Origin of the sequence: Pseudomonas fluorescens (assembly GCF_902497875.1) — a bacterium.
Taxonomy (GTDB): Bacteria; Pseudomonadota; Gammaproteobacteria; order Pseudomonadales; family Pseudomonadaceae; genus Aquipseudomonas; species Aquipseudomonas fluorescens_BR.
Genome location: NZ_CABVHY010000009.1, coordinates 210,973 through 223,549 on the forward strand (window position 1 = coordinate 210,973; position 12,577 = coordinate 223,549).

Annotated in this window: 14 protein-coding genes; 8 read left to right on the forward strand and 6 right to left on the reverse strand. The window is 59.2% G+C overall.

Translation table 11 applies throughout. The features are described 5' to 3' along the window. Window positions 1-158 precede the first annotated feature (158 nt). A complete protein-coding gene (locus F8N85_RS11435; RefSeq protein ID WP_150803726.1) occupies window positions 159-887 on the reverse strand; it encodes a tellurite resistance TerB family protein in 729 nt (242 codons plus the stop codon). Between the two features lie 279 nt (window positions 888-1,166). Between F8N85_RS11435 and ydcS the strand changes: the two genes are divergently transcribed. The 7 genes from ydcS (at window position 1,167) to F8N85_RS11470 (ending at window position 7,549) form a co-directional block, all read left to right on the forward strand. Further along, window positions 1,167-2,321, forward strand: coding sequence for a putative ABC transporter substrate-binding protein YdcS (gene ydcS / locus F8N85_RS11440; RefSeq protein WP_150803727.1), 1,155 nt, complete (start codon window positions 1,167-1,169; stop codon window positions 2,319-2,321). A 151-nt stretch (window positions 2,322-2,472) separates the two neighbouring features. Then, window positions 2,473-3,510: an ABC transporter ATP-binding protein gene (locus F8N85_RS11445; protein ID WP_150803728.1), complete on the forward strand. Its 1,038-nt coding sequence runs from the start codon at window positions 2,473-2,475 to the stop codon at window positions 3,508-3,510. 1 nt (window position 3,511) lies between these two features. After that, window positions 3,512-4,456 (forward strand): ABC transporter permease, encoded by a 945-nt coding sequence (locus F8N85_RS11450; RefSeq protein WP_150803729.1) that lies wholly within the window; start codon window positions 3,512-3,514, stop codon window positions 4,454-4,456. Then, window positions 4,446-5,273 (forward strand): ABC transporter permease, encoded by an 828-nt coding sequence (locus tag F8N85_RS11455; protein WP_150803730.1) that lies wholly within the window; start codon window positions 4,446-4,448, stop codon window positions 5,271-5,273. The genes F8N85_RS11450 and F8N85_RS11455 overlap by 11 nt, the downstream gene beginning before the upstream one ends. A 34-nt stretch (window positions 5,274-5,307) precedes the next feature. Further along, a complete protein-coding gene (locus tag F8N85_RS11460; protein WP_150803731.1) occupies window positions 5,308-6,732 on the forward strand; it encodes a gamma-aminobutyraldehyde dehydrogenase in 1,425 nt (474 codons plus the stop codon). Between the two features lie 300 nt (window positions 6,733-7,032). Then, window positions 7,033-7,290, forward strand: a complete 258-nt coding sequence (locus tag F8N85_RS11465) for a CopG family ribbon-helix-helix protein (protein WP_150803732.1) — start codon at window positions 7,033-7,035, stop codon at window positions 7,288-7,290. Next, window positions 7,259-7,549, forward strand: coding sequence for a type II toxin-antitoxin system RelE/ParE family toxin (locus F8N85_RS11470; protein WP_150803733.1), 291 nt, complete (start codon window positions 7,259-7,261; stop codon window positions 7,547-7,549). The genes F8N85_RS11465 and F8N85_RS11470 overlap by 32 nt, the downstream gene beginning before the upstream one ends. Before the next feature lie 24 nt (window positions 7,550-7,573). Here F8N85_RS11470 and F8N85_RS11475 read toward each other — a convergent pair whose 3' ends face one another. The 3 genes from F8N85_RS11475 to F8N85_RS34920 form a co-directional block, all read right to left on the reverse strand. Beyond that, window positions 7,574-7,975, reverse strand: a complete 402-nt coding sequence (locus tag F8N85_RS11475) for a type II toxin-antitoxin system VapC family toxin (RefSeq protein WP_150803734.1) — start codon at window positions 7,973-7,975, stop codon at window positions 7,574-7,576. Beyond that, a complete protein-coding gene (locus tag F8N85_RS11480) occupies window positions 7,975-8,220 on the reverse strand; it encodes an AbrB/MazE/SpoVT family DNA-binding domain-containing protein (RefSeq protein WP_150803735.1) in 246 nt (81 codons plus the stop codon). The genes F8N85_RS11475 and F8N85_RS11480 overlap by 1 nt, the downstream gene beginning before the upstream one ends. A gap of 160 nt (window positions 8,221-8,380) precedes the next feature. Next, window positions 8,381-8,566, reverse strand: a complete 186-nt coding sequence (locus F8N85_RS34920) for a hypothetical protein (protein ID WP_150803736.1) — start codon at window positions 8,564-8,566, stop codon at window positions 8,381-8,383. Window positions 8,567-8,991: 425 nt separating this feature from the next. Here F8N85_RS34920 and F8N85_RS11490 point away from each other — a divergent pair, with 425 nt between their 5' ends. Then, a complete protein-coding gene (locus F8N85_RS11490) occupies window positions 8,992-10,617 on the forward strand; it encodes a glucan biosynthesis protein D (RefSeq protein ID WP_150803737.1) in 1,626 nt (541 codons plus the stop codon). Window positions 10,618-10,786: 169 nt separating this feature from the next. On the opposite strand, the gene F8N85_RS11495 is transcribed toward F8N85_RS11490, so the two are convergent. Then, window positions 10,787-11,893 (reverse strand): NADH:flavin oxidoreductase/NADH oxidase, encoded by a 1,107-nt coding sequence (locus F8N85_RS11495; protein WP_150803738.1) that lies wholly within the window; start codon window positions 11,891-11,893, stop codon window positions 10,787-10,789. Window positions 11,894-12,293: 400 nt separating this feature from the next. Beyond that, the coding region (locus tag F8N85_RS11500; RefSeq protein WP_150803739.1) for a transposase at window positions 12,294-12,577 on the reverse strand (284 nt) is incomplete at its 5' end.

The window sequence follows — 12,577 nt, forward strand, 5'->3', positions numbered from 1 at the left end:
GGGGCAGACGCGGGGAACGCCGCCAGTGATGACTCGGTAGAAATGGACCGTGGATTGGTTACTGAAGGGGTTGAAAGTGGCGCAGGTTCCAAATAGATCGCAGCCTGCGGCAGCTCCTACGCAGGCTGCGATCTTTTCGATTCACCCGCTTTCTCTGATTACAGCGAAGCCTGGCGAACCTGCTTCTCCAGTTCGGCCTTCAAGCCTGGTTCCAGCTTGAGCTGACGGGCCAGTTCATCCAGGTAGGACTTTTCCATGAAGCTCTCTTCATCCACCAGCATCACGCTGGCGATGTACATCTCGGCGGCCATTTCCGGGGTGCTGGCAGCGCGGGCAACGTCGGCCGGGTCCAGCGGTTTGTTGAGTTCGGCATGCAGCCAGTGTTGCAGTTCCTGATCGTTGTCCAGCTTGGTGAACTCGCCCTCGATCAACGCTCGCTCACGCTCATCGACATGCCCATCGGCCTTGGCGGCGGCAACCAGCGCCTTGAGGATCGCCTGGCTGTGCAATTCAACTTGCGCTGGTGGCAGGCGATCGAGGGTTTGCGGCTCGGCCTGTGGCGCTCCGGCCTGCTGTGCCTGCCAGTTGCCGTAAGCCTTGTAGGCCAGGACCCCCAGCGCGGCGAGACCGCCATAAGTCAGTGCCTTGCCACCTAGGTTGCGGGTTTTCTTGTTGCCCAGCAACAAGCCCATGGCACCCGCCGCAAGCGCACCGCCGCCAGCCCCGGAAAGCAAGCCGCCCAAGCCGCCCGACCCACCGCCACCCAGCAAACCGCCCAGTGCGCCCTTGTCCGAACCCGAAGTTCTGTTCTGAGTGCCACCGGCCTTGTTCTGCAATAAGTCCTGACCGGACTTGAGTAACTGATCGAGCAATCCGCGTGTGTTCATTTGCCACCTCCGAAACAGGGGTTAACCGGACCATTTAGGCCACCAGCCTAGTGCGAAGTGCCCTGCCCCGGTTTTCAAGAGTGCTTCCAGATGTTGCCTGGCCCTTGTGCAGACCCGTGGTTCTACGCCAGGTCATTGATTAAAAAGAGCTGCAACCCGCATGACCCGCCAGGACCAGCATCTGTAGAAAAACAGCACTACGCTAATAGCAAGCCGTACAGGCATGGCTTCACCACGTTCACAACTGCCCCGACCATAATTAAAGAAGAGGGAAACCCCATGTTCGTGCATAAGAACGCACTGCTCAGTGCAATCACTCCTTTACTGCTGGCCAGCGGCTTCATGGTCCAGGCCGCCGAACCGCTGAAAGCCGTTGGCGCCGGCGAAGGCCAGCTGGATATCGTCGCCTGGCCGGGCTATATCGAACGTGGCGAGAGTGACAAGAATTACGACTGGGTAACCGGTTTCGAAAAAGAGACCGGCTGCAAGATCAATGTCAAAACTGCGGCCACCTCCGATGAGATGGTCAGCCTGATGAGCAAGGGCGGTTACGACCTGGTCACCGCTTCCGGCGACGCTTCCTTGCGCTTGATCGTCGGCAAGCGTGTGCAGCCGATCAATACGGCGCTGATCCCGAACTGGAAGAACATCGATCCTCGTCTCAAGGACGGCCCCTGGTACGTCGTCAACAAACAGGTCTACGGCACTCCCTATCAATGGGGGCCGAACCTCTTGATGTACAACACCAATGTGTTCAAACAGGCACCTGATAGCTGGGCCGTGATCTTTGAAGAGCAGACCCTGCCAGACGGAAAATCCAACAAGGGCAGGGTTCAGGCCTATGACGGCCCGATTTACATCGCCGACGCTGCGCTCTATCTGAAGTCGACTCGTCCGGAGCTGGGGATCAAGAACCCGTACGAACTCAACGAAGAACAATACAAGGCCACTCTCGAACTGCTGCGTAAACAACAACCACTGATTCACCGCTACTGGCATGACGCAACCGTGCAGATGAGCGACGTCAAGAACGAAGGCGTGGTGGCGTCCAGTACATGGGGCTACATGGTCAATGGTCTGGTAGCCGACAAGCAGCCCGTTGCCTCGGTCATTCCCAAGGAAGGTGCAACGGGGTGGGTAGATACCACCATGATGCACGCTGAAGCCAAGCATCCGAATTGCGCTTACAAATGGATGGATTGGTCACTGCAGCCCAAGGTTCAGGGTGATGTCGCCGCCTGGTTCGGCGCCCTGCCGGCAGTGCCCGAAGGCTGCAAAGCCAGTGAACTGCTCGGCGCCGAAGGTTGTGCGAGCAATGGTTACGACCAGTTCGACAACCTGGCCTTCTGGAAAACCCCGCAGGCCGAGGGCGGCAAATTCGTGCCGTACAGCCGCTGGACCCAGGACTACATCGCGATCATGGGAGGTAGATAAGCTCTCTTAAGATCAAAAGATCGCAGCCTGCGGCAGCTCCTACGCCGATCGCAGGCATCGCAAATGTGGCGTCTTCTGCAAATCCCGTAGGAGCTGCCGCAGGCTGCGATCTTTTTGATGACACCGCCGCGCCTTTCTGGAGCACCGCACCATGACGCTTGCAGTCCAGTTCACTAACGTTTCCCGGCAGTTCGGCGAGGTGAAAGCCGTTGACCGGGTTTCCATCGATATCCAGGACGGCGAGTTCTTTTCCATGCTCGGGCCTTCCGGCTCGGGCAAAACCACCTGCTTGCGCCTGATCGCCGGTTTCGAACAACCGAGCGCCGGCTCGATCCGCATTCACGGCAAAGAAGCCGCAGGCTTGCCACCCTATCAACGCGACGTGAACACCGTATTCCAGGATTACGCGCTGTTCCCGCACATGAATGTGCAAGACAACGTGGCCTATGGTTTGAAGGTCAAGGGTGTCGGCAAGACCGAACGCCTGAACCGCGCCGAAGAAGCCTTGGGCATGGTCGCCCTCGGCGGTTACGGCGAGCGCAAACCGGCACAACTCTCCGGTGGTCAGCGCCAGCGTGTGGCCCTGGCTCGCGCGCTGGTCAATCGCCCGCGGGTGTTGCTGCTCGACGAACCGCTGGGCGCGCTCGACCTGAAACTGCGCGAGCAAATGCAGGGCGAGCTGAAGAAGCTGCAGCGCCAGCTCGGCATCACCTTTATCTTCGTCACCCACGACCAGACTGAAGCACTGTCGATGTCCGATCGTGTGGCGGTATTCAACAAGGGTCGCATCGAACAAGTCGACTCGCCGCGCCACCTGTACATGAAACCGGCCACCACTTTCGTCGCCGAATTCGTCGGCACCTCCAACGTGATTCGCGGCGACCTGGCCAGACAGTTGAGCGGCAGTGACCAGCCGTTCTCGATTCGCCCGGAGCACGTGCGTTTCGCCGAAGGTCCGCTGGCCAGCTACGAAATCGAAGTCAGCGGCCTGCTGCACGACATTCAATACCAAGGCAGCGCCACCCGTTACGAGCTGAAACTGGAAAACGGCCAGACCCTGAACATCAGCCAGGCGAACAATCAATGGCTGGACAGCAGCATCCAGCATCAGCCCGGGCAACGGATCAGCGCACGCTGGGCCCGCGAAGCCATGATTCACCTGACCGACACCGTTGTGAGCGAGGTCTGACATGAGCCTGGCCATCACCCACACCACGCCCGGCAGCTCGCCGTTGCGACGGTTTTCCAATCTGCTGTACCGCCGGCCCAATCTGTATCTGTCAATGCTGCTGGTGCCGCCGCTGCTCTGGTTCGGCGCGATCTATCTCGGCTCGTTGCTGATCTTGCTCTGGCAGGGTTTCTACACCTTCGACGATTTCACCATGGCGGTCACTCCCGACCTGACCCTGGCGAACTTCGCGGCGCTGTTTCAGCCGTCGAACTTCGACATCATCCTGCGCACCCTGGGCATGGCGGTCGCGGTATCGATTGCCAGCGCCATCATCGCCTTCCCCATTGCCTACTACATGGCGCGCTACACCACCGGCAAGACCAAGGCATTCTTCTACATCGCGGTCATGATGCCGATGTGGGCCAGCTACATCGTCAAGGCGTATGCCTGGACCTTGCTGCTGGCCAAGGGCGGCGTCGCGCAGTGGTTCGTTCAGCACCTTGGGCTGGAACCGGTGTTGCAGTTCGTGCTCGGCATTCCGGGTGTTGGAGGCAGTACCTTGTCCACCTCCCATCTGGGGCGTTTCCTGGTGTTCGTCTACATCTGGCTGCCCTTCATGATCCTGCCGATCCAGGCCGCTCTGGAGCGCCTGCCACCGTCGCTGCTGCAAGCCTCCGCCGACCTCGGCGCCAAGCCGCGCCAGACGTTCATGCAAGTCACGCTGCCGCTGTCGATCCCAGGCATTGCTGCCGGGTCGATTTTTACCTTCTCGCTGACCCTCGGCGACTTCATCGTGCCGCAACTGGTCGGCCCGCCGGGCTATTTCGTCGGCAGCATGGTGTACGCCCAGCAAGGTGCGATCGGCAATATGCCGATGGCCGCGGCCTTCACCCTGGTGCCGATTGTGCTGATCGCCATTTACCTGTCCATTGTCAAACGTCTGGGGGCCTTCGATGCGCTCTGATTCAAAAAAGCATGGGGAACGAGCTTCCCCGGGCCTGCGCCTGGCCGCCTGGGGCGGGTTGGTGTTCTTGCACTTCCCGATCCTGATCATCTTCCTCTACGCCTTCAACACCGAAGACGCGGCGTTCAGCTTTCCTCCCAAGGGCTTCACCCTGAAGTGGCTGAGCGTGGCCTTCTCCCGGCCGGACGTGCTGGAAGCGATCAAGCTGTCGCTGCAGATCGCCGCCATTGCGACGCTGATCGCCATGGTCCTCGGCACCCTGGCGTCGGCCGCGCTGTACCGGCGGGATTTTTTCGGTAAACAAGGCATCTCGCTGATGCTGATCCTGCCGATTGCCTTGCCGGGGATCATCACCGGCATTGCCCTGCTGGCGACCTTCAAGACCCTGGGCATCGAACCGGGGATGTTCACCATCATCGTCGGCCACGCGACTTTCTGCGTGGTGATCGTCTACAACAACGTCATCGCCCGCTTGCGTCGCACCTCCCACAGCCTGATCGAGGCCTCGATGGACCTTGGCGCCGATGGCTGGCAGACCTTCCGCTACATCATCCTGCCGAACCTCGGCTCGGCATTGTTGGCCGGCGGCATGCTGGCGTTTGCCCTGTCGTTCGACGAAATCATCGTCACCACCTTCACTGCCGGCCATGAACGCACCCTGCCGCTATGGCTGCTCAACCAGCTCAGCCGACCGCGGGATGTACCGGTGACCAACGTCGTCGCGATGTTGGTCATGCTGGTCACCATGTTCCCGATCCTCGGCGCCTACTACCTGACTCGTGGAGGTGAAAGCGTGGCCGGCAGCGGCGGTAAATAACCAACCCCCGAACCGCATTGAAGAGGGCATCGAAATGCAAACCAAACTCTTGATCAACGGTCAGTTAGTCGACGGTGAAGGCACCAGCCAGCCTGTGTTCAATCCGGCGCTGGGCCGCGTGCTGGTGGAAATCAACGAAGCCAGCGAAGCCCAGGTCGACGCCGCCGTCTGCGCCGCCGATGCCGCCTTCGAGGGCTGGTCGCAGACCCCGGCCAGAGAGCGCTCGTTGCTGCTGCTCAAACTCGCCGATGCGATCCAGGCCCATGGCGAAGAGCTGGCCAAACTGGAATCGGATAACTGCGGCAAACCCTACAGCGCGGCGCTCAATGACGAGATCCCGGCGATTGCCGATGTGTTCCGCTTCTTCGCCGGCGCCAGCCGCTGCATGAGCGGCACGGCCAGCGGCGAATACCTGGCGGGCCACACCTCGATGATCCGCCGCGATCCCGTGGGCGTGGTGGCCTCCATCGCACCGTGGAACTACCCGCTGATGATGGTCGCCTGGAAAATCGCCCCAGCCCTGGCCGCCGGCAATACCGTGGTGCTCAAACCGTCGGAACAGACCCCGCTGACCGCGTTGCGCCTGGCCGAACTGGCGTCGGAGATCTTCCCGGCCGGGGTGCTCAACCTGGTGTTCGGCCGTGGCCCCAGCGTCGGCAACCCGCTGGTGACTCACCCGAAAGTGCGCATGGTGTCCTTGACCGGCTCGATCGCCACCGGTTCGAACATCATCTCCAGCACCGCCGACAGCGTCAAACGCATGCACATGGAACTGGGCGGCAAAGCCCCGGTGATCATCTTCGACGACGCCGACATCGATGCCGCCGTGGAAGGCATTCGCACCTTTGGGTTCTACAACGCCGGGCAGGATTGCACCGCCGCCTGCCGCATCTATGCCCAGGCAGGCATCTACGACAAGTTCGTCGAGAAACTCGGTGCGGCGGTCAGCAGCATCAAGTACGGCGTGCAGGATGATCCGGCCACCGAACTCGGCCCGCTGATCACCGCTGAGCATCGCGACCGCGTCGCCGGGTTTGTCGAACGGGCCTTGGCGCAACCGCACATTCGCCTGATCACCGGCGGCAAGGCGGTGGAAGGCGACGGTTTCTTCTTCGAACCGACGGTGCTGGCAGACGCGCAACAGGACGACGAGATCGTCCGTCGCGAAGTGTTCGGGCCGGTAGTGTCAGTGACCAAATTCGCTGACGAAGCACAGGTCCTGGCCTGGGCCAACGATTCGGTCTACGGCCTGGCGTCGTCGGTCTGGACCGCCGATGTCGGTCGCGCCCACCGCCTCGCGGCGCGGTTGCAGTACGGCTGCACCTGGGTCAATACGCACTTCATGCTGGTCAGCGAAATGCCCCACGGCGGGCAGAAACTCTCCGGTTATGGCAAGGACATGTCCATGTACGGGCTGGAGGACTACACCACTGTGCGGCATGTGATGTTCAAGCACTAAAAGCTTCGCGGGCAAGCCCACAGGGACTGCGGTGAACCTGTGGGAGCGGCGCGATCCGACTTGCTCGCGATAGCGGCACCACGGTTCAAGGTCGATACCGGCAAACCGACACCACCAGGTTCCCCGACTCGACAACTCAAGAAGGCAAGCATTTGGCAACATATCAACCACCCCGCCTTCCCTCCCGCCCCGCTAAGGTTTACTGACGACAGTGCATTCAGCGGCGGTTGACTGGTGTCTCGGCAAGGCTTAGGGTGTTTACATCGTCTACAACGTATACACCCTTTCAGGAGCGCCCATATGGCCTCGCCCGTTTTGTCCTTTCGCGTTGAAGAGGTCCTTGCCCAGCAACTGGATCAGCTTGCAGCCGCGACCGATCGCGACCGCCAGTACCATCTCAAACGTGCACTGGTTCGTTATGTGGAAGCCGAGTCCTGGCATCTGCAAGCCATCAGCGAAGGCATAGCCGATGCCGACGCTGGCAAACTGACCGATCTGGACGCCGTAAAGGCTAAGTGGGCAAAACGTGCCGAGAGTCGCACTGACCGAGAAAGCTGAAAGCGATCTTGAAGCTATCCATGAGTACTACTGTGGCTTGATTGGCTTTGGTGCAGCCAACGATGTCATGGCAGACATTCTTGAATTGTTCCGCCAGCTGGAACTGTTCCCGGGATGTGGCCGACCTTCAGTGGTGCCGGATGTGCGTGAACTCGTTCTGAGCCACTATCCGTTTATCGCGCCCTATCGTCTGATGCACGGTCAGATACAGGTATTGCGGATCTTGCATCAGCGAACGGAGCGCGCCGAGTACTGGTAGATCCACACTGAACTTGCGAACTCTTCATGCCGGAACGATCAACTCAACGCTCGGAAAGTAGCTGCGATAGCGTTTGGCATCACGGGTCAGCAACGTCAGCTCCTCTGTCGCTGCATGAGCGCCAATAAAAAAGTCAGCCAGCACATTGTTTTTACTGCCACCCACCTTCCGATAGCGAACGAAGGCTTTGCCCGCCAAAAACAAGGCAGGTCGTGGTACCTCGTGTATCAACAGTCCCAGCTTCGCGACGACTGCATCCAACGCTTCCAACGTAGAAAACGTTTGCGACAGCTCGGCATAGATAATCGGATTAATGACCAACTCATGAACCTGGGATTGGGCGCGAAGCTGTTGAATCGACCAGTCGGCCCAAGTCGGGTCATCCGCCAGGACATCGATCAATACGTTTGTGTCGACCAACAGCATCAGTCTTCACCACGCAACAACGCCATCAACTCGTCGGTTCGCCACTTGATATCCGCTTTGCCACGCACGGCCTCAAATCTATCCTGCTGTGCCGGCTTCCCCGGTTTGAGCTCGCCACGGTGCAAAACCACTTCTCCCTGGGCATTGACGCTGAATTCAATCGCCGAGCCGGGAGTCAGATGCAACGCATCACGAATGGGCTTGGGAATGGTTACCTGGCCCTTACTGGTCATAGTGGTCGACATAAATCTCTACTTGGGTATTACTACAAAAACAAAAGTAATACCGAGCTGACGAGCGCGCAACCGCCGCTCATCGTCAGACGCTTCACCTCAGCCATTCGGAAAAATCACCTAAATCAGGGGGCATGATCCAGCCCCCTCAGCCTTTAAGGCCATCCCCTCCCTAAAACCGCGAAACACTCCTCATCGCATCCACCAGATACCGCATGGCAATGCGATCGCTCTCCGACAATGCGCGATATTGCTCGACCAGCTTCACCTCCTCCAAACTGAGTCGACGCGACTTTCGCGAGATGTTCAAACCACAAACAAGAGCAAAAAAACCGGCAATACCCTGTATTTTCGACATGGACGATGTCCCCTGCACGTCAAAGAAAACTCCAGACACCTCATCGCCCTAACGTTTTTTTTCAGTAGCGGCGTAACGCCAACCCTCTGCTGAAACCCACCGGCCTGAAGGGCCAAAACCGGATATGAGTACTAGAATAGGAAGTATCTGCGCGGTGAACAGGGGTTTTTAGAGTAATTAGTCAAAAAAAGCAGAAATGCCCTGTAAAACAGAAAGTACTGTCGGAAAATTTTACCGATATGCCTTGTTTTGTTACCGCGCAATCGCTGTGCCATCAATCATTTTTTCTCTACAACCGAACGGTTTAAGCTATTTGGCATCTGTTTAAGAGTCCGTTGCGTTTGGCCGAAGGCATGTCCGAACCTCAATTTCGATCCATCACGCAGCAAGGAACGGCGCGGGATCATCCAAGACAGGTTGTACTTATGCACCGCAGGAATCTGCTCAAAGCCTCCATGGCCATTGCCGCCTATACCGGTCTCTCGGCCAGCGGGCTGCTGGCCGCCCACGCCTGGGCCGGCACCGACACCGCCGATGGCGAGGCAAAGACATTCGACTTCGAGGCTTTGAAGGCTCAAGCCAAAGAACTGGCAGGCAGCCGTTACGTGGATACCAAGCAGGTATTGCCGCCCACCCTCGCCAATATGGCTCCGCTGCAATTCAACGCGATCAAGTACGATGGTAATCATTCGCTGTGGAACAAGCTGAACGGTCAACTGGACGTGCGGTTTTTCCATGTCGGTATGGGCTTCAAGCAACCGGTGCGCATGTTCAGCGTCGATCCCAAGACCCGCCAGTCGAGTGAAGTGCACTTTCGGCCATCGTTGTTCAACTATTCGAAAACCACGGTCGACACTAACCAGCTCAAGGGTGACCTGGGTTTCGCCGGGTTCCAGCTGTTCAAAGCCCCGGAGCTGGACAAGCACGATGAGGTGTCCTTCCTCGGCGCCAGCTATTTCCGCGCGATGGGTCCCGACGGCCAGTACGGTTTGTCCGCCCGCGGGCTGGCGATCGACACTTACGCCAAGCGCCAAGAGGAGTTTCCCGACTTCACCAAGTTCTGGTTCGTAACGCCGGACAAGGACAGCACGCGCTTTGTGGTGTACGCCCTGCTCGACTCGCCCAGCGCCACCGGAGCCTATCGCTTTGATATCGACTGCCAGGCCAATCAGGTGGTGATGGCGATTGACGCGCACATCAATGCGCGCACCGCCATCGAGCAACTGGGCATCGCGCCGATGACCAGCATGTTCAGCTGCGGCACCCACGAACGGCGCATGTGCGACACCATTCATCCAGAAATTCACGACTCCGACCGTCTGGCCATGTGGCGCGGCAACGGCGAGTGGATCTGCCGGCCGCTGAATAACCCGGCAACGCTGCAGTTCAATGCCTTTGCCGATACCGATCCAAAAGGCTTTGGCCTGGTCCAGACCGATCACGAGTTCGACACTTATCAGGACACCGTGGACTGGTACCACCGCCGCCCGAGTCTTTGGGTCGAGCCAACCACCGCCTGGGGCGAAGGCTCTATCAACCTGCTGGAACTCTCGACCACGGGCGAAACCCTCGATAATATCGTGGCTTTCTGGACACCGAAAAAACCCGTCACGGCAGGCGAATCCCTGAACTACGCCTACAAACTCTACTGGAGCCCCCTGCCACCGGTCAGCACACCGCTGGCGCGGGTCAACGCGACACGCTCGGGCATGGGCGGTTTTATCGAAGGCTGGGCGCCGGGCGAGCATTACCCCGAGGTCTGGGCGCGGCGTTTTGCCGTGGACTTTACCGGCGGCGGTCTGGAGCGCCTAGCCGAGGGCACGAGCATCGAGCCGATCCTCACGGCGTCGAACGGTCAGGTAAAGGACTTCACCGTGCTGCCGCTTGAAGACATCAAGGGTTACCGCGTGATCTTCGACTGGTACCCCACCGACGATAGCGTGGCTCCCGTGGAGTTGCGGCTGTTCATCCGTACCCATGACCGGACGTTGAGCGAGACCTGGTTGTATCAGTACTTCCCGCCGGCGCCGGACAAGCGTAAATACCCTTGATGGGATCAGGCTTATAGTCGGGGTCTGAACCGGCCCCATCGCGAGCAGGCTCGCTCCCACACCAGTTCTGCGTCGATCACATCATGGTGAAATGACACAGATCCAGTAATGTGGGAGCGAGCCTGCTCGCGATGACGACCGTACGGCCGGCAAAGATCCCAACCAATACCTAGTCGCGCAAATCCGACTCATGGATCGGCTGATCACGGTGTGTTGCCCGTTGGTACTGCGCCGGCCAGATGGCTTTGTGCCCGCCCAGATCGTCATCGGCATGCAGCGGCCAATACGGATCGCGCAGCAGTTCGCGAGCCAGCAGGATGATGTCGGCCTGACAGGTACGCAAGATGTGCTCCGCCTGCGCCGGCTCGGTGATCAACCCGACGGTACCGGTGGAAATGCCCGCCTCCTTGCGCACACGCTCGGCAAAGCGCGTCTGGTAACCCGGCCCCGTAGGGATCTCCGCATTCGCGGCGGTACCGCCCGAGGACACATCGATCAGGTCTACCCCCAAGGCATGCAGACGTCGCGCCAGCTCGACGGTTTCATCCGGGTTCCAGCCGTCCTCGACCCAATCGGTCGCCGATACCCGGACGAACAGCGGTAATTCTTCAGGCCATACCGCGCGCACCGCTTCCGTCACTTGCAGCACCAGACGAATGCGATTCTCGAAAGAGCCTCCGTATTGATCGCGTCGTTGATTGCTCAACGGCGAAAGAAATTGATGGAGAAGGTAACCATGGGCGGCATGCACTTCGACCACTTTGAAACCGGCGACCAACGCGCGTTTGGCGGCCTCGACAAAGGCTTGAATGACGCCGGCGATCTGCCCTTCATCCAGCTGTGTAGGAGCGGTATGTTCAGGGTCGTAGGCAATCGGCGATGGGCCAACCGGAGTCCAGCCACCGTCGGCCGGTTTGACGCTACCGTGTTTGCCCAGCCAGGGGCGATGGGTGCTGGCCTTGCGTCCGGCGTGGGCCAGTTGGATCCCGGCGACGGCGCCCTGGGCGGTAATGAAGCGGGTAATGCGTTGCAGCGGCTCGATCTGTTCATCGTTCCACAGGCCGAGATCCTGAGCGGTGATCCGCCCCTCGGCGGTGACCGCCGTGGCCTCGGTAAAGACCAGCCCGGCACCGCCTACGGCACGGCTGCCAAGATGAACAAGATGCCAGTCATTGGCCAGCCCATCGGCGCTGGAGTATTGGCACATCGGCGAGACCGCGATGCGGTTGAGCAGCGTCAATTGACGAATGGTGTAGGGTTCAAGCAGCAGACTCATGGGGCACCTCTCTATTTATGGTCAGGCTCCAGGGTTCTGTTTGAATAGTCGACGAGTGACCGGAAGGATGCAGCACCCGCCCCCGCGGGCAAAAAAATAGACAAGACGTCACAAGGCCAATCAAGCAGTGCTTAGAGCCTAGTCGACAACGCGGGATGAGGGCGGGTTCAGAAAACTAAAGACCCCGACTTGGGAAGGTGCACACCCCTGTGGCGAGGGGGCTTGCCCCCATAGGCGCTAACCAAATCTCTCGCTCCATAGCTCATCTTGCTGGTATCCCCGCTTTTTTCGCGGGGATTCGCGCAGTGCACGACTGAAGTAATCCCATTTCTCAAGACACGTAAACAACGACAAGCGGGGACTGATCACGCTACAAAGCAACCAATGGATAAAGGCCATTTCACGCCAGCGACAACGCCTCTGAGCCACGTTTTCTTGAATGCCCCTCGCTCTCGACAGGGGAAAAATGCTCGCCTGTGGCGATCAACCGCTCAATAAGGCAAGCCACTAATAATTTCCCTTGCAGCCAGGCTTTCGCGCCTTCCGGGTTTTTCTTTCTCAAGCGCGATAACCCTAGCAATGACTTCATCCGCTTGAACGCCAACTCCACCTGCCAGCGGTGCCGATAAAGGGCCAAGACCTCTTGCGCACTCAGGCAGTCCAAGGTCGTGACCACCACAACGT